The organism is Streptomyces sp. NPDC017676, assembly GCF_044329325.1.
GTDB lineage: Bacteria > Actinomycetota > Actinomycetes > Streptomycetales > Streptomycetaceae > Streptomyces.
The window spans coordinates 97,656-121,486 of record NZ_JBIRJA010000024.1 but is presented as its reverse complement, the minus strand read 5'-3'; the positions used below and the strand labels follow the sequence as shown (position 1 = coordinate 121,486).

Below are 23,831 nucleotides of genomic sequence, written 5' to 3'. Positions count from 1 at the left end.
CCCACCAACATCCCCACCGGCTGCCGCTTCCGCACCCGCTGCTGGAAGGCGCAGGAACGCTGCACCCACGAAGACCCACTGCTCGCGGTCCCGGCGGAGTTCCGTTACACAACCGGTCCCGCCGCCCACCCCTCGGCCTGCCACTTCGCCGAGGAGAAACAAGTGATCGCGGATAGGTGACTCAAGACTTCGATAACGAGGACCACACCAGGGGAAGGAGCCTGACATAGTTGTGAACCATGATGCGCGATGGTGTGTTGTCCGACAGGTTTCTGCGTGGGGTCGTGCAGGCCGGTCTCCTTCCCCTCCGGGTGATCGCGACGGTCTATTGGCTGTTGCTGGGTTGGTTCATCCATCGCCCCGACCACGAGGAGCGGGAGACACTGCGTATCGCGCGGGCTGCGGCCGCTGCTGGCGCGCTGGGTGACCGTTCGGAGCCGACCGCGGCCGAGGTGCGGAAACAAGCGATGCCGAAGTGATCCGTAGTCACAAGTACTGACTGTTACAGTCACAGGCATGGAAACACTTGACTTGGCTGATGTCGCCGCACAGGGATGGCTTGACAATGTCGCCGACATCGCCGGGGCCCTGCCGGGAGGCCTGTGCGTGCGGGCCGAGCCAGGCCTGGCCCTTCTGGCCACCGGTGCCCCGTTGGCGTCGGTGAACGGCGTCATCGACGTCCGTTCCTCCCCGCGTCCCGGCCTTGTCGCCGAACTGGCGGAGCGCGCCGCCGACGAGATCGATGTTCCGTGGTGCATCCAGGTCAGGGCGGAGCCGGATGCGGAGATCGCCGATGCGGCGGCCGCTCAGGGGATGACGACCGTGGCGCGGATCCCCCTCATGCTCCGGGAGCTGGCAGCCGGAGGCCGGCTGGGCGGTCCCTCGCCCGAAGGGTGGGCCATGAGGCGGTCCGGGCCCGAGGACAGTGCCATCTTCGCCACGGCGCTGGCGGCCGGCTTCGAGGCACCGGTGGAAGTGATGAGCCTGCTGGGCGCTGCCGAGATACTGGGCCTGCCGTGCGCGACCGGATACCTGGCCGAGGTGGACGGCGAGGTCGTGGCGACGGGGCTGGCACTGCGCGCAGAAGGCTGCGTCGGCATCTACAACATCTCGGTTCCGCCCGGTCGGCGCAGGCAGGGGTACGGTGCGGCCATCACCTCGGCGATCCTGGAGGCCGAACGGGAACGGGGCGCGCGACTGGCGTACCTGCTCTCGTCCGAGCAGGGACTGTCCGTGTACGAGTCCCTCGGGTTCCGCACGGTGGAGCGGTGGACCCGCTACACGCGGTGACATGTGTGGATATTGATATCAGCTGTCTATGGAAAGAGTCAGGCATGAGTTAGTCTCATGACGTGAACCGTCGCTCCTATCATCATGGGGACTTGCCCGCAGAACTGCTCGCCCATGCCGAGAAGAGGGTGCGTGAGAAGGGAGCGGGCGCCCTGTCTCTGCGGGAGATCGCCCGGGACATCGGTGTCAGCCCCGCCGCGCCGAGTCGGCACTTCCGGAGCAAGCAGGCCCTGCTCGACGCCCTGGCGCTGAGGGGATTCGAACGTCTGGCCACGGCCGCCGAAGCCGCCCGCACAAGCGCCGACGGGACGTTCGCGGGACGGCTCGGTGCCGTGGCCCGTGCCTACCTCGGGTTCGCGGTGGCCAACGGCGCGCTGCTCGGCCTGATGTTCCCCGCGGAGATCGGGGCGCGGACGTCACCGGAACTGCGTGAGGCCGCTCGACGGTGGTCCGCACAGCTGGTCGCCCTCATCGCCGACGGGCAGAGTCGGGGCGAGGTGCGGACCGGGACGCCGGAACGCGTCGCCCTTCCGGTGTTCGCGGCGTTGTACGGGTACGCCCGCCTGGCGGTCGACGGTGTGTTGCCGCGGGAACTGACGGAACACGGCCTGGACGACGTCATCGAGTCCGTTCTGCGAAGCTGCCGGCCCTAGGTGTGCTGTTCGGACAGGTTGGTGACGCGGCTGGCTGGTGGTTGGCCGCTGATGCCGGTGTGGGGTCGGTGGTAGTTGTACCAGTCCAGCCAGTCGGGGAACGCTGCCCGGCGTTCGCGGTCTGAGGTGTAGGGCCGGTGGTAGGCCCATTCGTCGAGCAGGGTGCGGTGGAAACGTTCGACCTTGCCGTTGGTCTGCGGCCGCCAGGGCCTGGTCCAGCGGGGGTTGATGCCCAGCTCGGAGCAGGTGTCGCGCCAGGTGTTCTTGGTGTAGGCCCAGGCGTTGTCTGTCAGGACGCGTTCGACGGCGACGCCCTGGGCGGCGAACCATGCAGCAGCCCGCGGCGTACCGACGGGGCGGTTCCGGCCCACCCCGGGAACGCGGCGTGCGCGGCGTCGACGGCCCGGGTGACGTCCTCGGGGCCGGCCGCGGGCACGTCCTTGCCCCCGATCAGGAGGCCACGGGACGCGGTTGCGGTGGCGAGGTCGGTCATGTTCGCTCCTTCACAGGCCACGCGAGGATGTGACGACTGTGTCAACCGCGCACTCGCCGTGGCTGTAGGGCCGGCCGCAGGCCCCAGGGCGGGACCGTCGTGCGGGCGGCCGCGGCGCCCTGCCAGGCCGGGGAGTGGGACATGCCCGAGAAGGCGCTGATCAGACCCTGTTGACGGCGCGGCCCGATCAGCTTCGCCGGTCGTCCGTGCGGGGGAAGAGGAGCGCGACCGCGAGGGCGGTCAACGCCACGACGCCCGTGGCGACGAGGTACGACAGGGCGTACCCGGCGGCCGGCGAACCCGTGCCGCCCGTGCGCGCGGCCGCGATCGTGGCGAGTACGGCCAGCCCCACGGCCGACCCCAGCTGCTGGGCCGTCACGAACATGCTGCCGGCGAGACCGCGCAGCGCCGGCGGGACGTCGGACGTGATCGCCACCGAGCTGGTGGGGAACGCCAGTCCCATGCCGACCGCCGTCAGGACGATGCCCGGCAGGACATGGGTGACGTAACCGCTGTGCTCGGTGAGCGTCGACAGCCAGAGCTGGCCCGCGCCGACGAACGCCAGCGCGAGCAGGAGTGTCCGGCGCAGCCCGAGGCGGGGCTGGACCTGCCGGGTGAGCAGGACGGACACGGCCATCACGAGCGCCGTCGCCGGGATCAGGGCCAGGCCGGTCAGCAGGGTGGACATGCCGCGCACCCGTTGCAGGTACAGGGACACGAAGTACACGTAGCCGGCGACCACTCCGCCCAGCAGCAGCATCACGACCAGCCCCGTGCGCCGTGCCCGGTCCCGCAGCAGGGCGAAGGGCAGCATGGGGTCGGCGGACCGGTTCTCGACCAGGACGAACACACCGGTCAGCAGGACGGCGGCGAGGAGCGGGACGAGCGACGGGGCGCTGCCGAAGCCGCGCTGCTGGCCCTCGCTCAGTCCGTAGATCAGCGCGCCGGCGCCCGTGGTCGCCAGCGCGGCACCGGGCAGGTCCAGCCGGGCGCCGGCCGGTCCCCGGTGGCCGGCGGGGAGCTTGCGTGCCATCAGCCATGCCAGGACCGCGATCACCGGCGGGTTGACCAGCAGGACCGACCGCCAGCCCAGGTACTCGGTGAGCACCCCGCCCAGCACGATGCCCGCGGTGGCTCCGGCGGCGCTGCTGCCCTGGAAGACACCGAGGGCGCGCGCCCGGCCCTGGGGCGTCGTGTAGGCGTCGGTGAGCACACCGAGCGCACCCGGCGCGACGAGGGCGGCGCTCGCTCCCTGCGCCAGCCGGGCGACCACCAGCACGAGACCCGAGGTGGCGAGGCCCCCGGCGAGCGAACTGAGCCCGAAAGCCGTCAGTCCGACGAGCAGCGCCCGTTTGCGGCCCATCAGGTCGGCGGCGCGCCCGGCGACCAGCAGCAGCGCACCGTACGTCAGGGCGTAGCCGGTCACCACCCACTGCAGTCCGGCATCGGTGAAACCGAGCCGGCGCTGGATCGCGGGCAGGGCGACGTTGATGATGCTGAAGTCGAGCTGGAGCACGAACTGCGCGGCGGCGGCCAGCGCGAGCACCCAGGCCGCGCCCGCTGCCGCGGCCGTCCCCGCGTCGTTCGGGGACTCGTCCGGGCGGCCGTCCGGCTGGCCGGGGCCGGAGGCCGGACTGGACCCGGGGGTCGGGTGTGTCATGACGGAAGTCCGATCGGAGTGGGGCGCCGGTCACCGGCGGGCGCGAGGTGACGCAGGCGGTACGCCGGTGCGGCTGGGGGACGGCGTGCGACAGCGCTCTTACAGCACGGGAGCGAGGTCGAAGTTGTCGTGGAACAGGTTCCGCGGGTCGTACCGCCGCTTGAGGGCGACCAGCCGGGCCAGCGTGTCCGGCGGGAAGGCCTCCGCCAGGCGTTCCGGGCGGGTGTCGGTCTCGAAGCTCACGTACAGTCCGGACAGCTGGGAGCGCAGCGGCTCCCAGTACCGGTCCAGGCCGTCGGGCTCGGTGCCCATCGCGACGACCTGGAAGGCGGCCGACCGGTGCGCGAAGGCGGTGTCCGCGGGGTCGGCGTCGGCGATGGCGCCGCCCATCGCGCGCAGTTGGAAGAAGTAGGACTCACCGCTGGTGACCAGCCGGGCGGCGGCCCGTGCCGCGGCTGGGGTGAGACGGTCGAGGAGGCCGCTGCGGCTGACCGGTTCGCCGTACGCGGGGGAGGAGGGACCGGTCTCCGAGACGACGTCGGAGTAGTCCACGAGTCCGACGCGCTGGGCCGGCGACGGCGAGAGGTCGGCGAAGGGCTGGAGCCGGTCCCGGATGACGCCGGGGTCCTCGGAGTCGACCAGGATCGTGCTCTGCGCGATGACCTTCCTGCCGTAGGGCTGACCGATGGTGAGGAACGCCGTCGTGTCGCGGGGTGCCGATCCGGCGACGGCCGCCCAGTCCTGGAGGAACTCCGCCGTGTCGGTGGCGTCGTGGACCAGTCGGGCGTGGCCGAGCAGTCCGACGGGCCCGGCGGTGAACTCGAACGCGGTGACGACACCGAGGGCGAATCCCGCGCCCCGGATTCCCCAGAACAGCTCCGGGTGCTCGTCCGCGCTGGCTCGCAGCCGCCGTCCGTCGGCCAGGACGATGTCGGCGGCCCGCAGCCGGTCGATGGTCAGGCCTTGCTCCCGGCCCAGCAGGCCGATGCCGCCGGCCGTGGCCAGGCCGCCGACGCCGACCGCGCCGTGGTCCCCCGAGGTGATCGCCCATCCGTACGGGTGCAGGGCAGTCGCCACCGCGCCCCAGGAAGCTCCCGGTTCGACCCGAACCAGACGGGTGCTCTCGTCGAGGACGTCGATGCGGTTCATCGCGGACAGGTCTATGACGATGCCGCCGTCGTTCGTTGACCTGCCACTGAACCCGTGACCGCCGCTGCGGACGGACAGCGCGACCGGTTGGGTGCCGGCGAAGACGACCGCCTCGGCCACTTCCAGGGCATTGCGGGGACGCAGCACGAGCGCGGGGCGCCCGCCGCGCACGTGGCTGGAACGGAGGTCCTGGTAGGCGGGGTCGCCGGGAGTGACGGCGGTGCCGGAGAGCGCGGCCGGGAGGCCGGCGAGGTCGATGGCGCGTGTGGCGACGGGGTTCACGGAGGGCTCCTGGGATGTGCGGGACGGCTCAGGCGGCGCGGCTCTGGTCGGCGACGAGCCGCCGTGCGGCGGGGATGACGTGCTCGCCGAAGAGGCTGATCTGGTCGGGGGTTTCGCGTTCCGGCACGAGGTTGACCGCGTCGAAGCGCTGCTCGGTGACGAAATGGGCGATGACACGGGCCCACTGGTCGGGGTTGGCGTGCACGGGCCGGCCGTTGGGCCCGGACAGCGGCACCTCCAGAGGGGACGTCGAGCCGGTGACGGAACCGACCAGCTGGATCACCCGGCGGATGTCCCGCGGGGAACGGCCGGCGGCGCGCGCGGCGGCGTCGATGGCGTCCTGCGCGGCCGGCTTGGTCTCGAACGGGGTGGCCAGCGGCGCGATCCAGCCGTCGGCCCGGCGGCCGAGGAGGTCCAGCATGCGGGGGCCGGACGCGCCGAGCCAGATCCCTATGGGGTGGGCGGGGGCCGGACCGGTGGCCACCGCGTCGAGGGAGTAGGTCTTGCCCGGGAGGGTGACGGAGGGGCGCGGCTCCCACATCGCGCGCAGCACCGTGATCGCCTCGTCGATCGCGTTCACCGTCTGACCGGGCGTCCAGGTGGGTCCGCCGAGGCCGGCGATCTGCGGCCAGGACCGGCCGCCGCCGAGCCCGAGGTCGAACCGCCCCCGGGACAGGACGTCCAGGCTGGCCGCGGTCTTCGCGAGCAGGGGAGCCGGGCGGAGCGGAAGGTTGGCGACGTCGGTGAGGAAGCGCAGGGTGCTGGTACGCGCCGCCAGGTGGCTGATGAGGACGTAGGGGTCGAGGAAGTCCGGGACGTACGGGTGGTCCTGGACGGAGGCGAAGTCGAACCCGCTGCTCTCGGCGGCCTGGGCGTTGTCGATGAGCAGGCCGTTGTCGCGGTGCGGGCTGAGGAAGACGCCGAAACGGGTGTCGTTCACGACAGGTGTCCTTTCCGCGGACCGTGCGGGTCCGCGAGAGTCGGGGCGGTTCTCAGGAAGCGGCGGTGAACCGGCGCCGTGGGTGGCGGTTTCGCTCCAGTTCGTCGACGAGGACCGCCGCGAAGTCCCCCTCCGTGATGGTGCTTTCGCCGTCGGCGTTGACGACGGCGTCGTCGCCCGCCCGCACCACGTAGTGGCCGGTCTTCGCGCCGGGCAGGAGGTAGTGCGGCGGGGGGCTGAGGTAGGTCCACTCGACGTCGTCCCCGGTGTCCCGCAGGATGCGCAGCGCCTCCGCCTGGGCGAGGGCTTCGGCCCGGAACCGCTCGGGGAAGGCGGGTGCGTCCAGGGCACGCAGGCCGGGGGCGATGTTCAGGCTGCCGCCCCCGCCGACGAAGGCCACGCGCCGGACGCCCGCCCGTGGCGCGAGGTCGAGCAGCAGGGTGGCCGTGGCGGGGATCCGCGAGCGGTCGGCGGTGGTCCGGTCGGTCACCGCCGAGACGATGACGTCGCTGCCGGCGACGGCGTCGACGACCGAGTCCGGGTCGTCGAGGTCGGCGGGGACCGCTCGGGCCCCCTCCAGCGCGGCGAGCGCGGCCCGGTTGCGGCCGATGGCGACGACCTCGTGGCCCCGGGCGAGCGCCTCCCGGGCGATCGTTCCGCCGAGCCGCCCGGAGGCTCCGATGATGGCGATCTTCACGGCTGTGCCGATCCTGTCTGGTCAGAGGGGTTGGGGGAAGCGCTCCGGTGACGTGGGTCAGCCGGCGTTCGAGCGGCGCCGGGCCAGGACGGCGACCGCGCCGAGCAGGACCAGGAGGACGCCGGCGAACCAGGTCATGACCGTGGTGGCGGGGAAGGAACGGGTGGCCACACCGATGCCGACGGCCGGCGCGGTCAGGCCCAGGTAGGAGATCAGGAACAGTCCGGCGAGGGCCTCACTGCGCTTGGCGGGGACGGCCAGCGCGGCGACCGTACCGAGGGACGCCTTGAACAGCACGCCAGCGCCGATGCCGGCCACGATGCCGCCGACGAGGAACCCGGCCAGGTTCGCGGTGTGCATCCCGATGACGAGCGTCGCGACACCGGCCGCCTGGGCCAGCAGCCCCAGTCGGCGCTTCGCGGCGGTGGTCAGCCGGGTGGTGAGACTCTGCGCGGCGGCGGCGGCACCGAAGACGGCGAAGACGATCAGACCGGCCAGCGCGCGGGAGGGGTGGTGCAGCGCGCCGGCGACGAAGCCCGGGGCCACCGAGGTGAACAGGCCGAAGACGGCGAAGGACGCGAACCCGGCGGCAGCGGCGGCGGTGTACCCGGCGCGGTCACCGTGGTCGACCGAGATGCGCTGGGGCCGGTACGCGGGCCGGACCAACTGCTCCTCGACCGTCTCCGGCGTGAGGGCGATGGCGACGATGCTCGCCAGCAGCAGGACGGCGAAGACGATGTAGGGGGTGCGCAGGGGGCCGGTGACCCACTGGGCCAGGAAGCCGGCGACGAGCGGACCGACACCGAGGCCGCCGATGTTGGCCGCGGTCGACACCAGCTCGAAGCGCTGGGCGGAGGCACCGGGCCGGTGCGCGGTGTGCAGCTCGTGCAGGTGGGCCGTCGCGGTGGCGGTGACCATGCCGACGCCGAGGCCCGTGACGAGCCGGGCCACGAGCAGGACGGGCAGCGACGTGTTCGTCAGGAAGAGCAGTGCGGCGATCAGCTCCAGGCCGATTGCCGGGATGAGGATCTTCTTGCGTCCGACCCAGTCGGAGATGTGACCGGCCAGGACGAGACTGATCACCACGCCGACCGCGTAGGCGGCGAAGACGACGGTGACCATGAAGGTGGAGAACCCGTCCTTCGCCATGTACAGCGGGTACAGCGGCGTGGGGACCGTGGAGAACGCCATCGCGGTCAGGAAGGCGAACGCGATGAGCGAGAAGCCGACGCCGTGGCGGCGGGCACTGGCGCGGGTGCCGGCGGGCGCTGCTGTGCGCGGGCGGGGCGCGGATATCGACTGTGCCATGGGGGACTCTCCAGGCTGAGGTGTTTGCTTGAACGCTTAACAGAGTGGACCGCTTCAACAATCTCGTCCAACGAAACTTGGAGAGCATGACCATCTCTCAGAGAGATACTTGAGCCATGGAACTGCGCCAGCTCGAATGCTTCGTCGCCGTGGCCGACGAAGCGAACTTCACCCGTGCCGCGGCCCGCCTGCACATCGTCCAGTCCGCGGTCTCCAGCACGATCAAGAGCCTCGAACGCGAACTCGGCACCCCGCTGCTCGACCGCAACTCCAAACGCGTGCTGCTCACCGACGCCGGCGCCGCCCTCCTCCCCCGCGCACGCGCCACGCTGCACGCCGCCCGCGAGGCGGCGGACGCCGTCGCCGAGGTGCGCGGCGGGCTGCGCGGCACCCTCCGGCTGGGGACGATGACCTCGGTCAGACTGCTGGATCTCCCGGCGCTGCTCGGCGAGTTCCATCGCCGTCACCCCGGTGTGGTGCTCCAGACCAGCGCGCTGCCCTCCGGTTCCCAGGGACTGGTGGACGCCCTCCTCGAACGACGCCTCGACCTCGCCTTCGTCTCGGTGCCGGGACCCCGTCCCGCCGGCGTCACACTGACCGACCTCACGAGTTCCGTCCTCGACCTCGTCGTACCGGCCGGTCATCCGCTCGCCGGACGGCGCAGCGTGTCCATCGCCGAGCTGACCGGTCTCGACTTCGTCGACTCCCCGGTGGGGTACGGCAACCGGACCGTGGCCGACCGCGCCTTCGCGGCCGCGTCCGTGCCCCGCCGTGTCGCCGTCGAGATCACCGACGTCGGCACCGGCGTGGACTTCGTACGGCACGGTCTCGGGGTGGCGCTCCTTCCCCGGTTCGCCCTCCGGGAGACCGCGGACATCGCCACCCTGACGGTGAGTGACGCCGACCTGAACTGGCCTTTGTCCCTCGCCGTGCCGAGCGAGTACCGGCCCGGTGCTGCGGCGCGCGCCATGATCGCGATGGCGCGCGAGTTCGTGACCTGAGACGACCGGCCCGTTCCCGCGGCCGGAGCGGCTCCGGCGCACCCGAGCCGGTCGATCTCCGTCGTGCTCGCTCACCGGGCCAACGTACGGCAGTGCGTGTGCCGGGTCATGACATGAATAGGTGAACAGGAAACTCCATCTGACTCCACTCTCATGCGAGTCACACATGAGCCATGCGTTCTCTGTGCTAGGTTCGGCTCCATGAGCATGGGTCTGGCCGAGCGAGTGCGGTCCGCGGTGGCAGCACTCCTGCACGCGACCGGCGAGTCGCAGACCGATCTCGGCGTCGCGCTGGGGGTGAGCCAGGCCCAGGTGAGCCGCCGTCAGTCCGGGAACGCGGCCTGGAGCCTGGCCGACTGCGACGCGGTCGCCGCACACTACGGCGTGGACGTCCTCGACCTCCTCGCCGGACCCACCCGCGCCGTCGAGGCGCTGCCCGCGGCCCGCCGCCGCCTCTCCGGCGGGCGGGCCACCACCGCCCGTCCCGCCGTACCGGAGGAGGGGGCCCGATGACGGACTTCGACGCGATCGACGCCCTGCTCGCCGGCGCCAGGCAGGAATCCCCCCTGCCGCCCGCCGAGGAGCGGCGTGCTCTGCGCGAGGGACTGAACCTCTCCCGTACCCAGCTCGCGCGGGCCCTGGAGGTCAGCCCGTCCACGGTCGCGGGCTGGGAAGGCGGACGCGACCCGAGCGGCGACGTACGGGAGAAGTACGCGTACTTCCTGAAGGGGGCGCGGACGAAACTGGCGGCGGCCCCGGCCGAGCCGGAGGAGACGGAGCCGCAGGAGACGGAGTCGGCGGAGGCCGGGGCCGGCCGGCACCCCGACCACGGCAGCGACGACGACGAGGACGTGGTGGCCCTGTCCACCCCCCGGCCCTGCGTCCTGTGCGGACAGCCCGCCCGCCACCAGGTCGCGGGCTTCCCGCAACACCTGGAGCCCACGCACTGCGGTGCACCCGAACCCGCGCGCACGACCTCCCACACGCGGCCGGCCGAGCCTCCACCCCCGCCCACGGCCTCACCCGCCCGCTCCCACCCGCGGACGGGCGGCGGCGTCAAGGTCGTCCCCGCCGGCCGCCGGCTCAAGACCGCCGAGGACCCCGACCTGATCGCCGCCGCCGTGTCGGCCGCCCTCGACCAGCACGGCGGCGATGTCGAGGCGGCGACCGCCGCGCTGGTGCGGCGGGCCATCCCGGACGCGATGGCGTTGCTGGACCAGACCCGCAAGGGCGGCCGGTACGACATCGTCGCGCACCCCTGGCTGCCCGACGTCCTGCGCAAGCAGAGTTCCCGCGGCCCGGACCAGATCTGGGAGGCCCGCCCCAAGTGGACCCGCCCCGAACTGCCGCCCGGCGAGTTCGAGGTCACGGCGCTCGACGTCAACGGCGCCTACCTGTCCGCGCTCAAGACGCACCTGCCGCTCGGCCAGCTCGAACACTCCACCGGTGACCAGCACGACCGCCGCCGCGCCGGCGTCCACCTGATCACCCCGCCCGCCTGGGAGCACGACGCCTACCTGCCCAACCCCATCGGCAGCCGCGACGAGCCGGGCCCGCTCTGGGTGACCGAGCCGACCCTGCGCCTGCTGCTGCGCCTGTCGGGCCCGAAGTACGGCCTGTGCGACCCGCCGGAGATCCACGAGTCCTGGACCTCCGGCGCCACCGAGGGCCTGCTGGAGAAGTTCCGCGTGGCGCTCAAGGACGCCCGGGACCGCGCGATCGCCGCCGACGACGAGGTGACGCTGGAGTACGTCAAGGCCATGTACTCCAAGTTCGTCTCCACCATGGGGGAGTCGAACTACAACCGGGAGCTGTACCGCACCGACTGGATGCACCTGATCCGCTCCCAGGCCTTCGCGAACCTGTGGTGGAAGGCGCACCGCGCCTACGACGAGGGGCTGATGGTCGTCCGTGCCATGGGCACCGACGAACTCCACGTGACCGGTGACTGGCGGGCGGTGTTCCCCGAGGGGCGCGGCGTCAGCGAGGTGAAGGTGAAGGACGTGTACACCGTCGGCACCCCGGTGGCGGTCGGCCAGGACGTGTAGCGTGACGCGTACGTGAGGTCGTATCGGATCGAGGGGCGGCGGGAGACAGGGAGATGCCGGAGAGGACGCTCAACTTCGGTGCGTACGGGGCGCAGGGCATCAAGGGGTACGAGGCCGTCGCCCGGCAACTGGACGCGCTCGCCGGATTCGTCGCCACCCCGGTCACGGCCCGGCGCGGCCTGCTCGCCCGCCTGCGGTACCTCACCCGCAGCGACCAGTCCCGCCAGGCGGCCCGCGCGGCCGGCCTGACCGTCACGGACCGCACGCTCAGGGCCTGGCTGCGAGAGGAACGGAACCCCTCGAAGCGGAACCTGGAGCGGATCGAGACGGCGTACCGCACGGTCCGCCGCCAGAACGTCTCCCGCTACCTGCTGGCGCGCCTCAACCGTGAGGGCCGTGGCACCCGCGTGGAGTTCCACCCGCTCAACCAGTCCCAGGTCCTGCGCCCCCGCCAGCGGGTGGTCGCCTACCGCACACTCAACGTCCGCCGCTGGGACCGCATCGTCGAGGCCTGGGCGGCGGGCGACGCGCAGGCACTGGACGACGCCTGGATCTACGACGCGGTGGTGGACCTCGGGTCCGAGTGGGGCCAGTACGAGTACGTCACCAACATCGGTTTCGCCGCCTGAGCCCCGAACGCCGGGCCCCGAGCGCCGGAGCCTGCGCCCCTGACGACGGCGCCCGTCGGCGTCAGTACGGCAGCTCTCCCGTGCCGCGCGTCGCGATCGGGTAGCCGCTCAGCAGCTCCTCGGCGATGCCGAAGCCGGCCACCAGCGTGAGCGCGGCGGGAACCAGTTCTCCGATGACCTCGTCCGTGGCGTCCGGCAGCACGACGGCATCCTCGGGGCGCAGCCGGTCGGTCAGCAGCAGGTCCCCCGTGTGCGGGGCGATGCTCCGCAGGGCGAACAGCCGGTGCAGCGCGTACAGCAGCTCCTGTGCCTGTGCGTCGGCCGTACGGTCGGCGGCCTCCAGCAGGGCAGCGCCGGCCAGCCGCCGGGCATGCGCCTCGACCAGCCGCAGCGCCGGGGTGGACGCCTGGTTCCAGCGGCCCAGCGGGTCGCCGGGCCTTCCGGCCCGCAGCCGGGTGCGGGCGCGCTGGTGCCAGACACGCTCGATGTCACCGAGCAGGGCCTGCAAGTGCTCGGGCGAGGTGAGCCGGTCCGCGCCGTCCGGTACGGGCACCGGCGGCTGCGGGGTGAAGTGGCCGAGCAGCAGCTCGCCCGCCGCCTTGGCCCAGATCACCAGGTTGTCGCCCTCGGCGGTGATGGCGCCCTCGTGGGCCGGTATCTGCCCGGCGATGCCGTTGACGAGGAACAGGCCCTGCGCGCCGCAGCGTTCCCGGCACTCCGTCATCACCGCGCGCCCCTGCCAGGTGATCCAGCCCTTGGCGACGGCGATGGCGCGCTCGGCGTCCTCCTGCTGCTCGGGCTCCGTGGCCTCGGCCCACCGCCGGACCGCCCAGCGCTGGAGGAACGACGCCGCGTAGGTGGTGGCGAGGGCCTCGACCAGCGGGGCGTGGTGGCTGCGGTAGGCGAACAGCGGCACGGTCTCGCCGGTGCGGACACCGCTCGTCCGCCGGTTGTGCGCGTGGGCCACGGCGACGGCGAGGGCGTTGCGGGTGACGCCGAGGCTGAACGCGCTCATGCACAGCTTGCCGGCGGTCACCCGGCCGACGGAGGCGAGGAAGCGTTTCCGCTTGCTTCCGACGGCGCTCGTGAAGGTGCCGTCCGGCGCGAGCCGGCCGTGGTCGGCCTGGAGCATGGCCTCGTACGGCAGCCGGACCCGGTCGAAGACGGTCCGGCAGTGGTCGACGGGACTGGTCGAGGTCTGCGGCAGCCGTGTGACCGTGATGCCGGGCAACGGGCGGCCGGCGTCGTCGTGCAGGGGCGTGAGGAAGAGGAAGACGCCGTGATCGGTGCCGCCCACGATCAGCCGGGCGGCCACGACGGCGTCCTTGGGCCCGCCGGTGGAGCTGGTGTTGGGCATGAACTTGGCCGCGGCCGGTGTCGGTGTGTGCAGTTCGAAGACGCCCTCGGCGGGGTCGTAGGTGGCCGTCGTCTCCAGTTGCGAGACGCTGTTGCCGTGGCCCGCCTCCGTGCACAGGAACGTGCCGGTCCTGGTCATGTCGGTGTACGGAGTCAGGTCCCGCCGCTCACCGTCGTGATCGACGAGGCTGCCCAGGAAGAGGTTGTAGTGGATCGAGCTGACAGTGCACAGCCCTACGTCGGACACGCCGATCCACTCGTGCAACGCGGTGAGTTCCCCGATGTCCCGCACCAGGTCCACGGGCTTGCCGACCACGTCGTTGACCAGCCGCAGCCGGTCGTAGGACAGCTCGGTCCGCTCTTGTGGCGCCAGACCCTCCCGGAAGAGGAACGGTTCGGTCGCGAACAGTTTGCGCCAGCGCGTGTGCAGAGTGTCGAAGCGGCCTTCATACAGGGCGTCGGTCAGCGCCGTGGCGGTGGTGGACGCCACGACGGCCGCCTCGGAGGGGGGATTGTTCATAGTGAGTGATAGTAATTGATGTCAGTAAGGCACAACTAAGTGGAACAGTCAGTCCGACTGAGTCGGATGTCGCGCTCTCATCCTCGGGCAGCCTCGTCGGCGTTCCGGACCCCGGCGCGACCCCCGCGGTAGAGGAGGACACTGATGACGGCTCCCGCGAGGAAGAAGCCGGCCGACCACCAGTAGGCGGTGGCGTAGCTGTGCAACTGTGCCTGGGCCAGAAGCTGCGGCGTCGGTCGCTTGCCGCGCGCGTAGGCGGTCGCCGCGCTGGTGGCCAGGGTGTTCAGCAGAGCGGTGCCGACCGCGCCGCCGATCTGCTGCATGGTGTTGACGGTGGCCGAACCCACACCGGTGTCCTCGGGAACGAGGCCGCTGGTGGCCAGGCTCACGGCGGGTGGCAGGACCAGGCCGATGCCCAGGCCCATCACCATCAGCCAGGGGAGGATGTCGGCGGCGTAGGTGCTGCTCAGGCCCAGTCCGGTGAACCGGGTCAGGGCGAACGCTGCGATCAGGGCACCGACCGGGATGACGTATTTGGGGCCGAGGCGGGGCACGAGCACGATCGTGGAGATCTGCGCCGTGACCATCAGCACACCGATCATCGGCAGGAAGGCGAGACCGGTCCTCACCGGGTCGAACTCGAGGGAGGTCTGCAAGTAGTAGGTCAGGAACAGGAACACACCGAACAGTCCGGCACCGCACACCGCAACCACGCTGAAGGAGGCCGCGCGGTCGCGGTCGGCCAGTACGCGCAGCGGGAGCAGCGGGTGTCCCGCCCTGCCCTGCCACGCGGCGAAGGCGGCCAGCAGGACCCCGGCGGCTGCCAGGAAGCCCCAGGTCAGCGGGGAGGACCAGTGATGGCGCTCCGCGTTGGAGAAGCCGTAGACCAGCGAGAACAGCCCGGCCGAGGCCAGGAGCGTACCGGGTATGTCGAGTGAGGGACGGTCGGCGGGACGGCCCCCGCGCAGGAAGACAGCACCTCCCACGACGGCGAGCACGGCGAAGACCAGGTTGACGTAGAGGGTCCAGCGCCAGCTGAGGTGTTCGGTCAGCACCCCGCCCAGCAGCAGGCCGATGCCGCCGCCCGCACCGGCGATGGCGCCGTAGACCCCGAAGGCCTTGGCACGGTGCCGCGTACCGGCGAAGGTGATGTTGAGGAGCGCCAGGGCGGCCGGAGCGAGCAGGGCGCCGAACAGGCCCTGGAGCGTACGGCCGACGACCAGCACCGTGAAGTCCTGGGCGGCGCCGGCCAGCGCCGAGGAGGCCGCGAACCCGACCACGCCGGCCAGGAACACCGCCTTGCGGCCGATCAGGTCGGCCAGCCGGCCGCCGAGCAGGAGCAGGCTGCCGAACGCGAGGGAGTAGGCGGTGACCACCCACTGCCGGTTGCCGTCGCTGAAGCCCAGCTCCTTCTGGGCCGACGGCAGCGCGATGTTCACGATGGTGGCGTCCAGCACCACCATCAACTGGGCCAGGGCGATGACGCCGAGCACCCACCACTGTCTGCTGTCGCCTCGTGCGGGGGGTGCGCCGTCGTGGGCCGTTGTGGCGGGGCGGTGATCGTGGACGTCATGACTCATCGAGTGCACTCCGAGGGCTGACCGGACCGGACACGGCACCGAACCGGCTCGCGCACCGCGCAGGGCGGTCACCCGGGGCGCTTTCGGCACCGCGCGAAGCCAGGTTCGGACCTTTCTCACCCTCTCTCGCGCCGCGGCCGGTCAACCATGGAGGGAGCACCAGCAACACGACCGGGCACACATGGGGAACGCCCTACGCTCCGGCTCGGGCGGGTGTCCCCGGTCTCGGTCGGCGGCGGGCGGCGGAACCCGGATGTGGCCGGGCGTCCTGAGCGCCGTGTCGTCGTGGGCGCGGGCCGCTTGACCGTCCTCGCCCGCCGGTACCCGCCCGGACGTCACGACGCGGCCGACTCCCGCAGCGGGCGCAGTGCCTCGGTCATCCGTACCAGTTCGTCGAGCATCGCCTTGGCGGCCCCGCGCATGATCTCGTTGGGTACCAGACGCTTGTCGTCGTCGATGAACTGATGCACGAAGGGGATGGACACCGCCTCGAAGACCGGGGTCATCTTCAGAGTGGTGACCACCTGCTTGATCATCTGCACCGCCCGGGTCCCTGCGGAGACACCGCCGTAGCTGACCATGCCGACCGGCTTGTACTGCCACTCGCTGTGCAGGTAGTCGATCGCGTTCTTCAGTTCCGCGTTGTAGCCGAAGTTGTACTCCGGCATCACGAAGACGAAGGCGTCGGCCTCGGAGACCTTGGCACTCCAGTCGAGGGTGTGCTGCTGGGTGTAACGGCCGAGCCGCGGGTGGTGGGGCTCGTTCATGAAGGGCAGGTTCACCTCGGCGAGGTCGACCACCTCGATCTCCGAGAAGCCGCCGTGCTCCGCCGCTTCCTTCTCGATCCAGTCCGCGACGCTCGGACCGACACGTCCGGGACGTGTGCTCGCCACAATGATCTCAAGCTTGCTCATGTGTGTCAGCCTGCCTCTCCGATAGGTGCACAAAAAATAGGTGGGTACCGAGAGAACGTTAGACAGTAACGAACTTAGTTCCTGACATAGGTGAGAATCAGCCAAGTGCATGGGAGACGCACGTCATGAGTGGGGTGGGCAGACGTCAACCGTTGTGCCCAGTGCTCGTGCTGTGCTCGCGGACCAGCCTGAACGCTTCCTCGCGGTCCCGCCGGTCCAGGGCGTCGACCAGCTGGCGGTGCAGGTCCAGGCGCTGCGCGAGATACTCGCCGAGCGGTTGTCCCTCGACGGGCAGCACGGACAGCGTGTGGCTCTCGATCAGGTCGAGCAGGCTGGCGTAGAGCGAGCTGAGCAGGGCGTTCGGGCTGATGGCGGCGATGGCGGCGTGCAGGCGCCAGTTGGCGTGGACGAAGGCCACCGCGTCGGCCGCGTCCACCGCCGCCGCCATGGCGGCGATGTGCTCGCGCAGACCGGCGACGTCGGCCGGCGAGGCGTGCCAGAGCACGTCCTCGACGAGCAGGGGTTCGAGGGCGTCCCGGATGCGCACGGCCTCGGCGACGTCGTGCTGGTGGGCGTCCAGGGCCAGTACGGAGTTGCCGAGGCGCACGATGGGGGACTGCTCGGCGCTGAACAGGCCGCCGCCGGGGCCCGGCCGCACGGTGACCAGACCGCGGGCCTGCAGCAGTCGCAGCGCCTCGTTGAACGTCCCGACCGAGACCGCGCAGAGCGTCCGCAGCTCCTCCTTCGTGCCGAGACGGGAGCCTGGCGGCACGCTGTCGACCAGCTCGGCGACCCGCTCGGCCGCCTGTTCGGCGCGACCGGAGGCCGTACCACGGCCGGGGCCGGCCACGAGGGTCACCGCCGCCTTCCGTGGCCGATATGGGTATTCATCATGCTCTTTTGACCTCCATGCTCTTGACGCCCGGGACCATGGGGCGCACCATCGGTGTATTCATCATGCTGAATTGCCGGTGAGCGGGCAAGGTCTCGCAGTCGCCCGCTGTTCGGCCTGTCTTCCACACCGGCGTCGCCCGTTCCGCGCGTCGCCGTGAGTGCCGTCGCCCTCAGCCCCTGCTACGGGAGTCACCATGCGCATCGCGAACCTTTCCGGCCGTCTCGTCCTGATCCGCGACGGACTGGCCGTCGACGTCGAACGGGCCAGTGACGGCGCCTTCCCGGCCGATCCGCAGGCCGTCTACGAGCGCTGGGAGGAGTTCCTTTCATGGGCCGGGAACGCAGAGCTGCCTGCCGGCGAGCCCTTCGAGCCCACCGCGCTCGGCTCCCCGGTCCCCGCGCCCCGGCAGACACTCGCGATCGGACTCAACTACCGGGACCACGCGGCGGAGTCGGGCTTCACGGTCCCCGAGGGGCTGCCGCCGGTGTTCACCAAGTTCGTCACCAGCATCACCGGGCCCGTCACAGAGGTGCGGCTGCCGGCCGGCGGGCACACCGACTGGGAGGTCGAACTGGTGGCGGTCATCGGCCGCCGGGCCGAGGCCGTGCCGGAGGCCGACGCATGGGCCCATGTGGCCGGCCTGACGGTGGGCCAGGACATATCCGAGCGGATCGTCCAACTGGCGGGCCCGGTGCCGCAGTTCAGCCTGGGCAAGTCCTACCCCGGCTTCACGCCGATCGGTCCGTGGCTGGTCACGCCGGACGAGTTCGACAACCCCGACGACCTGGAGCTGCGCTGCACGATCAACGGCGAGGAGGTGCAGAAGGGCCGCACCCGCGACCTGATCTTCTCCGTCCCCACGCTCATCGCCCGGCTGTCCGCGGTGCTGCCGCTGCTGCCCGGGGACGTCGTCTTCACCGGCACCCCGGCCGGTGTCGGCCTCGGCCGCGACCCGCAGCGCTGGCTGACGGCGGGAGACGAACTCGTCAGCACGGTCGAAGGCATCGGGGAACTGCGGCAGAACTTCGTGGCCTGAGGTCCGGGCCCGGCGGAAGAAGGAGTCCTATGGCACTGCACCGTCTGGCCTCCATCACGATGGGGGTCCCCGACGTCACCGCTACGGCGGCCTACTACACCGACTTCGGCCTCACCCCGCAAGCCGACGGCTGGTTCTCCACGCGTGACGCCGGCCGTCAGCTCCACATCGTGCGCACGCCGACGCGCCGCCTGGTCGAGGTGCGCGTCGGAGTCGACGACCCCGACGACCTGGCGGCCGCGGCCTCCAGTCTGCGCCGACTCGGTGTCGAGTCCCGCGTCGAGAACACGACGCTGACGGCGTACGACAGGGCCACGGGCGTCCGCGCGGTCCTGGAGGTCGTCCCCCGGCTGGTACAGGAACCGGTGGCCGCCCCCGTCTACAACGGCCCCGGCCGCCCCGAGCGCACCGGTTCACGTGCCGCGGGAGTCCTGCGCACCGGCCGGGTGCGCCCCCGCAAGCTCGGACACGCCGTCCTCGGTACGACGGACTTCGAGGGAACCACCGCCTTCTTCCGCGACGGGCTCGGCTTCAAGGCGTCCGACTACGTCAAGGACCACGGGGCGTTCCTGCGCTGCTCCACCGACCACCACAACGTCTTCGTCCTGAAGATGCCCGTCGCCTTCCTGCACCACTCGTCCTGGCAGGTCGACGACATAGATGAGATCGGCCGCGGCGCCTTCGCCATGCTGGAGGGCCACCCCGAGCGGCACGTCTGGGGCCTGGGCCGCCACCATGCCGGGTCCAACTTCTTCTGGTACCTGAAGGACCCGGCCGGCAACTTCAGCGAGTACTACTCCGACATGGACTGCGTCGTCGACGACCAGCTGTGGAAGCCGGAGGTCCTGGAAGGGGCGAAGGGCCTGTTCAGCTGGGGGCCGCCGCCCCCGCCGTCCTTCCTGTCCCCCGAGGATCTCGCTGCCCTGATGGCCGGGGCGCACAGCACGGCGGGATAGTCCGCCGCCCGACAGGCTTCACCAGCCGCCGCAGGTGTAGGCGCCGCAGGTGACGTCGGTGTGCACGCCCGTGTTCGTGGCGGCGAAGCTCGAGGTGGTGCCCAGCAGGCTGACACCGAGGGCGAGCAGGCAGGTGGCGATGATGCGACGCATGTGAAGCAGCTCCGTTCGTGAGAAGGGATGTACGCATCAAGCTGAACACGCCGATGTGATGAACAGGTCGTGCGACCTGTTCATCGTGTCCTGCCGTGCAGGCAGATCTTCCCTTGTGTCTATAGATGCTTCATATCGCAGCACCGAGGTCGGCGTCGGCGCATACGGCGCGGAGAGATGGGGCACCCCCAGCGGGTCGATGGTGACCATGCGCAGTTCGGTCGCGTCGTTGTCGAGTTCCCGGCCGCCCCGCACAGCACGTTCGCCCGGCGTGTCGGCTTTCCGCAGCGCGGCCGAACAGGCCAGCTCGGCGTCGGCGGCATGGGGGATCACGTAGTAGTGGTGCACCAGCCGGCCCCGTTCCGTGTGGAACCCGAGGCCGACGAGCCAGAGACGTTCGGTAATCATGTGGGGTGCCCTCCACGGTCGTCGTGGCCGGATGGAAACAGGCGGCAGTCTCCATGTGTCAGTGTTCGCATAAGCCGACATTCCGGTCATCCGTCATCTGACTGTCCTTGTGATGACGGTCACCCCGTGGGCGAGTCCGTGCACCAGCGCGCGGCCTGGTAAGCGTGGTCGGCCGCAGTCGCCGTCGTACTGTCTGTGACGAGGCCACTGCTCGGCTTCGGCGGGCCGGCGCCCAGTCCGCACCACGCGTGTCGCCGGACATCAGGCAGGGCGTCGCGGGGCTTGGCCGACGCGGCCACGAAGTCCGCCTGCCGCGCCGGAGTGGGGAACCGGATGCCCTGGGAGAAGTCGATCAGCGCGTACTCGGTGGGCCGGATCGGCTTGCGGTACCGCCGGCGGACCGCCTCCGGGGTGCGGAAGTCCTCGCCGTGCCAGTGCGGCGCGATGAAGTCCGCCCGGCAGCCGCGGGCCACCATACCGGCCGGGAAGCGGTCCGGCCGGCATCCGGGGCGCCCGCGTCCGTGGCCGCCGCGGGACTGCCGAGCACCGTGCCGGCCCGCGTCAACCTCGGCCACGGGGTCGGCGCCTGGTCCACCGTCACGTCCGCCTGCCCGGCCGCGTCGGGCTCGTCGAACCCCGGCAGGTGCGGGCCGTCCGCGCCCGCCTGGGCCGGCGCATCGTCGGTCGCGGAGGCCGCTCCCCGGATCATCGGGACGAAAGGTACCCGAACCGGGCGTGACGACCCCGGTGCCCGGTCGACCAGGTGTGGTGCCAGCTCGTACCGGACGCGGCGAGTGCCTGGCCGCCCCCGCCGAACGGCCACACGTCCACTGCCTTGCGGCGCCGGCCGTACGTGCGGGAGCGGCGGCCGGGACGGTGGCACCGGGCCGGGTGCTCGCGTTCCGCGCCGGCCGGCGGGCGGGCGCGCATGGCACGGGGGAGGGGGCGCAGGACGCGGCGGCCGGCGGTGCCGGTGCGGCCGGGAGGAACGCCTGGGCCTTCGGCAGAGTGGCGTCGTCGGGTGGCCCGAGCCCACCGGCCACGAGGGGCCGTGCCGGCGGGCTGACGGATCAGGCGGCCGTGGAGGGGGCCGTCGACCGCGCCGGCCGGCAGTGCGTGACGGTCGTCGGCCTCACCCGGGCGACGGTCTGGGCGGTCGTCAGGGAACAACCGGTCCACCGGGACGGCCGCAGACTGGCACCGGGCTGGATCATGTCGCTGACCGTGCCGAACAAGTGGGGCGGAGGCGCCTGGGGCCGCACGGCCGCGGGGGACCCCGGAGAGCCACCTGCGCGAGGGGGACCGCACCAGCGTCCGCGACGGCCCCGACCCCGGCCACCCCGTGGGCGAGTTCGCCTTCGCCGCCTACGCGGGCACGGAGTCCTACGACGTGAGCATGGTCGACGGCTCCAACCCGCCCTTGTCGATCAGCACCTCGCACACCATGCCCACCGAACCGTCAGCTCGTCGGGTTGCGACAAGGGCGTGAGCACCTCCGACGTCGCCTGCCCGGCCGCCGTGCGGGCCATGGCCGAGCGGCCGGACCGACGGCAGCGAGCCGCCGTGCGCGGCGTTCCGCGGCGACACCTGCTGTTGCCGCGGGCAGTGGGGCGGGCCGCGAGCGCCGCCTTCACGCCAAGCGGCCGGTCGACCACGCCCGGGTGTTCGGGCCTGCCGCGCCGTACGCGTACTCGTACGCCGTCGACGACGCCGCGACGATGCCGTGCCGAGGGGCCTGCTGCCGCCGGGTGAGGTCAGGGACCACCGGGTAACTCTGGCGGGGCCGGCCGATACCCACATGCCGCACAGCCTTCAGCCCGGGATCACCGGGTGTCCACAAAGGCGTACCAGGGTCTGAACGCTTCGGTGCATTCACCCTGCACCTATCCCCTTCCCCCGACTTGCCGAGGACAACCATGTGCCTTGACGGACACTGCGAGCACAACGCCGATCCCCTCACTCCGGAAGCCGGAGTGGGCCGGCGGCGGCTGCTCACCGCGGGACTGGCCGGCGCCGCCGCCCTGACCCTGCCACCCGTCTCCTTCGCACAGGCCGCCGACGGCTCCGCCGGCGGCACCCAGCCCGCCGGCGGTGAGGCCACCCGCGTCATCACCGGCTTCCTGGAGACCGGAGCGGCGGACTTCGTCTACCTGCCCGTCGAAGTTCCCGAGGGCGTGCGGAAGATCGCCGTTTCCTACTCCTACGACAAGCCGGCCGTCCCCGCCGGAACACCGGGCAACTCCTGTGACATAGGCGTGTTCGACGAGCACGGCATCGAGCTCGGCGGCCGGGGTTTCCGCGGCTGGTCCGGCGGCTTCCGCACCTCGTTCGAGATCACCAACAGCGACGCCACACCCGGATACCTGCCCGGTCCGGTCAACCCCGGCACCTGGCACGTCGTGCTCGGGCCGTACCAGGTGGCCCCGCAGGGCATGCACTACCGGGTCCAGGTGACGCTCACGTACGGCGAGCCCGGCCCCGCCCATGTCAACAGCTACCCGCCGCGGCGGGCCAAGGGGCGCGGCCGTGCCTGGTACCGCGGCGACTGCCATCTGCACACCGTCTACTCCGACGGCAAGCGTCTGCCGGGCGAGGTCGCGGCCGGCGCCCGTGCCGCCGGGTTGGACTTCATCGTCTCCACCGACCACAACACCCCCGCGTCGCACGGCGTGTGGGGCGAGTACGCCGGACCGGACCTGCTCGTCATCACCGGCGAGGAGGTCACCACCCGCAACGGACACTGGCTGGCGCTCGGCCTGCCGCCCGGCGAGTGGATCGACTGGCGTTACCGATCACGCGACGACGCCTTCACCCGCTTCGCCCGCCAGGTACGCCGCGGCGGCGGCCTCGTGGTACCCGCGCACATGTACTGCGCGTACGTCGCCTGCCAGTGGAAGTTCGGCTTCGCCGACGCCGACGCCACCGAGGTGTGGACCGGGCCCTGGACCTATGACGACGAGCACGCGGTCAGCACCTGGGACCAGAAGCTCGGTGAGGCGGTCCGCACCGGCAAGCGCTGGCTGCCTGCCATGGGCAACAGCGACGCGCACAGCGAGCCGCAGGTCATCGGCCTGCCCCACAACGTCGTCCGGGCGGACGACCTGGCCACCGACTCGATCATGGAAGGCATCCGCGAGGGCCGCAGCTACATCGCGGAGTCGGCCGCCGTGGAACTGACCTTCACCGTCACCGGTCATGGCAGGCAGGCCGGCATCGGCGAGACGCTGAGCGTGCCCGCCGACGCGCCGTTGGACGTCCGCCTCGATGTGCGGGGCGTACCCCACGGCACGGTCCGGTTCCTCACCGACGAGGGCCAGATGCACCAGGAGTCAGTGGGCGCTTCCGGCTCCGGTACGGTCGTATGGCGGACGACGGCCTCACTCGCCGCGTACGTACGCGCCGAGGTGCGGCACCCGATGGCGGACGGCAGTCCGGGGCAGGGCAACACCATGGGTGACGCGCTGCTGTTCGGGCCGATGGCCGCCCTGACCAACCCGGTGTTCCTGAAGGCGACACCCGCTGCCCGGCGTTGACGCACTCGCGCCGGCGGCACCTGTCGCCGGGAGCCGCCGGTACGGCGGGGGTCTGTCGGTACTCCGTCGCTGACGGCCGTCGGCCGTGCCGTCGGAGGACACGGCCGAGGTGGTGACTGCCGTCATGCCCGTGGCGGAGGCGGACGGCTCTGCGCGGCACCCGGCTGTCGCCACGCCGGCACCGGCCGCCGCCGACGGTACCGTTCCCGTGCCGCCGAGGCTCGCGCATCAGGGCGCGACCCTGTCGACGCCCCTTCGGCTCCGGCAGCGGAACCCGATCACGCACCGGCCGGTGCGACGGTGTCGGTCGCCTCCGATCCGTCCGGCAGC

Annotated in this window: 23 protein-coding genes and 3 pseudogenes; 11 read left to right on the top strand and 15 right to left on the bottom strand. The window is 71.7% G+C overall.

Translation table 11 applies throughout. From position 1 onward, the window contains the following. The 4 genes and pseudogenes from ACH4LD_RS38035 to ACH4LD_RS38020 all read left to right on the top strand — a co-directional run. A pseudogene (locus ACH4LD_RS38035) lies at positions 1–180 on the top strand (peptide ABC transporter ATP-binding protein); the annotation flags it as partial. A 59-nt stretch (positions 181–239) separates the two neighbouring features. Beyond that, entirely contained in the window at positions 240–479 is a 240-nt protein-coding gene (locus ACH4LD_RS38030) for a hypothetical protein (RefSeq protein ID WP_398058403.1), read from the top strand. Between the two features lie 37 nt (positions 480–516). Further along, a complete protein-coding gene (locus tag ACH4LD_RS38025; RefSeq protein WP_398058401.1) occupies positions 517–1,290 on the top strand; it encodes a GNAT family N-acetyltransferase in 774 nt (257 codons plus the stop codon). A gap of 62 nt (positions 1,291–1,352) precedes the next feature. Continuing rightward, positions 1,353–1,943, top strand: coding sequence for a TetR/AcrR family transcriptional regulator (locus ACH4LD_RS38020; RefSeq protein WP_398058400.1), 591 nt, complete (start codon positions 1,353–1,355; stop codon positions 1,941–1,943). Here ACH4LD_RS38020 and ACH4LD_RS38015 read toward each other — a convergent pair. The 6 genes and pseudogenes from ACH4LD_RS38015 to ACH4LD_RS37990 form a co-directional block, all read right to left on the bottom strand. Then, positions 1,940–2,284: pseudogene (locus tag ACH4LD_RS38015) on the bottom strand (integrase core domain-containing protein); the annotation flags it as partial. The gene ACH4LD_RS38020 and the pseudogene ACH4LD_RS38015 sit on opposite strands and share 4 nt — an antisense overlap. Before the next feature lie 339 nt (positions 2,285–2,623). Next, positions 2,624–4,096, bottom strand: coding sequence for an MFS transporter (locus ACH4LD_RS38010; RefSeq protein ID WP_398058399.1), 1,473 nt, complete (start codon positions 4,094–4,096; stop codon positions 2,624–2,626). Positions 4,097–4,195: 99 nt separating this feature from the next. Then, positions 4,196–5,527 (bottom strand): FAD-binding oxidoreductase, encoded by a 1,332-nt coding sequence (locus tag ACH4LD_RS38005; protein WP_398058398.1) that lies wholly within the window; start codon positions 5,525–5,527, stop codon positions 4,196–4,198. Between the two features lie 28 nt (positions 5,528–5,555). After that, positions 5,556–6,467: an LLM class flavin-dependent oxidoreductase gene (locus tag ACH4LD_RS38000; RefSeq protein ID WP_398058397.1), complete on the bottom strand. Its 912-nt coding sequence runs from the start codon at positions 6,465–6,467 to the stop codon at positions 5,556–5,558. Between the two features lie 52 nt (positions 6,468–6,519). Further along, a complete protein-coding gene (locus ACH4LD_RS37995) occupies positions 6,520–7,164 on the bottom strand; it encodes an NAD(P)-dependent oxidoreductase (RefSeq protein WP_398058396.1) in 645 nt (214 codons plus the stop codon). Positions 7,165–7,221: 57 nt separating this feature from the next. After that, positions 7,222–8,472, bottom strand: coding sequence for an MFS transporter (locus tag ACH4LD_RS37990; RefSeq protein WP_398058395.1), 1,251 nt, complete (start codon positions 8,470–8,472; stop codon positions 7,222–7,224). A 116-nt stretch (positions 8,473–8,588) separates the two neighbouring features. On the opposite strand from ACH4LD_RS37990, the gene ACH4LD_RS37985 reads away from it, so the two are divergent. The 4 genes from ACH4LD_RS37985 (at position 8,589) to ACH4LD_RS37970 (ending at position 12,150) form a co-directional block, all read left to right on the top strand. Next, entirely contained in the window at positions 8,589–9,473 is an 885-nt protein-coding gene (locus ACH4LD_RS37985; RefSeq protein ID WP_398058394.1) for a LysR family transcriptional regulator, read from the top strand. A 201-nt stretch (positions 9,474–9,674) separates the two neighbouring features. Beyond that, positions 9,675–9,986 carry a helix-turn-helix domain-containing protein gene (locus ACH4LD_RS37980; RefSeq protein WP_398058393.1) on the top strand — a complete coding sequence of 104 codons (312 nt, stop codon included), beginning with the start codon at positions 9,675–9,677 and terminating at the stop codon, positions 9,984–9,986. Next, complete coding sequence (locus ACH4LD_RS37975) at positions 9,983–11,521, top strand: helix-turn-helix domain-containing protein (protein WP_398058392.1); 1,539 nt, start codon at positions 9,983–9,985, stop codon at positions 11,519–11,521. Before ACH4LD_RS37980 ends, ACH4LD_RS37975 begins: the two co-directional genes overlap by 4 nt. A gap of 53 nt (positions 11,522–11,574) precedes the next feature. Beyond that, a complete protein-coding gene (locus tag ACH4LD_RS37970; protein ID WP_398058391.1) occupies positions 11,575–12,150 on the top strand; it encodes a transcriptional regulator in 576 nt (191 codons plus the stop codon). 61 nt (positions 12,151–12,211) lie between these two features. Here the strand turns inward: ACH4LD_RS37970 and ACH4LD_RS37965 are convergent, their stop codons facing one another. The 4 genes from ACH4LD_RS37965 to ACH4LD_RS37950 all read right to left on the bottom strand — a co-directional run bounded on the left by ACH4LD_RS37965 (position 12,212) and on the right by ACH4LD_RS37950 (position 17,379). Next, the gene (locus tag ACH4LD_RS37965; RefSeq protein WP_398058390.1) at positions 12,212–14,026 is read right to left on the bottom strand and encodes an acyl-CoA dehydrogenase; all 1,815 of its coding nucleotides are present in this window, start codon (positions 14,024–14,026) and stop codon (positions 12,212–12,214) included. A gap of 77 nt (positions 14,027–14,103) precedes the next feature. Beyond that, positions 14,104–15,606, bottom strand: coding sequence for an MFS transporter (locus ACH4LD_RS37960; protein WP_398058389.1), 1,503 nt, complete (start codon positions 15,604–15,606; stop codon positions 14,104–14,106). Positions 15,607–15,941: 335 nt separating this feature from the next. Continuing rightward, complete coding sequence (locus tag ACH4LD_RS37955) at positions 15,942–16,520, bottom strand: NADPH-dependent FMN reductase (protein ID WP_398058387.1); 579 nt, start codon at positions 16,518–16,520, stop codon at positions 15,942–15,944. Positions 16,521–16,665: 145 nt separating this feature from the next. After that, entirely contained in the window at positions 16,666–17,379 is a 714-nt protein-coding gene (locus tag ACH4LD_RS37950; RefSeq protein ID WP_398058386.1) for a FadR/GntR family transcriptional regulator, read from the bottom strand. Positions 17,380–17,608: 229 nt separating this feature from the next. Here ACH4LD_RS37950 and ACH4LD_RS37945 point away from each other — a divergent pair, with 229 nt between their 5' ends. Further along, positions 17,609–18,451: a fumarylacetoacetate hydrolase family protein gene (locus tag ACH4LD_RS37945; protein WP_398058385.1), complete on the top strand. Its 843-nt coding sequence runs from the start codon at positions 17,609–17,611 to the stop codon at positions 18,449–18,451. 29 nt (positions 18,452–18,480) lie between these two features. Continuing rightward, positions 18,481–19,407, top strand: a complete 927-nt coding sequence (locus ACH4LD_RS37940; protein WP_398058384.1) for a VOC family protein — start codon at positions 18,481–18,483, stop codon at positions 19,405–19,407. A gap of 18 nt (positions 19,408–19,425) precedes the next feature. Here the strand turns inward: ACH4LD_RS37940 and ACH4LD_RS37935 are convergent, their stop codons facing one another. The 5 genes and pseudogenes from ACH4LD_RS37935 to ACH4LD_RS37915 form a co-directional block, all read right to left on the bottom strand. Beyond that, on the bottom strand, positions 19,426–19,560 hold the full coding sequence (locus ACH4LD_RS37935; protein WP_398058383.1) for a hypothetical protein: 135 nt from the start codon (positions 19,558–19,560) through the stop codon (positions 19,426–19,428). A gap of 36 nt (positions 19,561–19,596) precedes the next feature. After that, positions 19,597–19,968 carry a hypothetical protein gene (locus ACH4LD_RS37930; RefSeq protein ID WP_398058382.1) on the bottom strand — a complete coding sequence of 124 codons (372 nt, stop codon included), beginning with the start codon at positions 19,966–19,968 and terminating at the stop codon, positions 19,597–19,599. 119 nt (positions 19,969–20,087) lie between these two features. Beyond that, on the bottom strand, positions 20,088–20,543 hold the full coding sequence (locus tag ACH4LD_RS37925; RefSeq protein ID WP_398058411.1) for a glycosyl hydrolase: 456 nt from the start codon (positions 20,541–20,543) through the stop codon (positions 20,088–20,090). Further along, positions 20,543–20,677 (bottom strand): annotated as a pseudogene (locus ACH4LD_RS37920) (RNA polymerase); the annotation flags it as partial. The gene ACH4LD_RS37925 and the pseudogene ACH4LD_RS37920, both read right to left, overlap by 1 nt. Positions 20,678–21,598: 921 nt before the next feature. After that, positions 21,599–21,733 (bottom strand): hypothetical protein, encoded by a 135-nt coding sequence (locus tag ACH4LD_RS37915; RefSeq protein ID WP_398058381.1) that lies wholly within the window; start codon positions 21,731–21,733, stop codon positions 21,599–21,601. Positions 21,734–21,884: 151 nt separating this feature from the next. Between ACH4LD_RS37915 and ACH4LD_RS37910 the strand changes: the two genes are divergently transcribed. Next, entirely contained in the window at positions 21,885–23,501 is a 1,617-nt protein-coding gene (locus ACH4LD_RS37910; RefSeq protein WP_398058379.1) for a CehA/McbA family metallohydrolase, read from the top strand. The last annotated feature ends 330 nt before the right edge of the window (positions 23,502–23,831 follow it).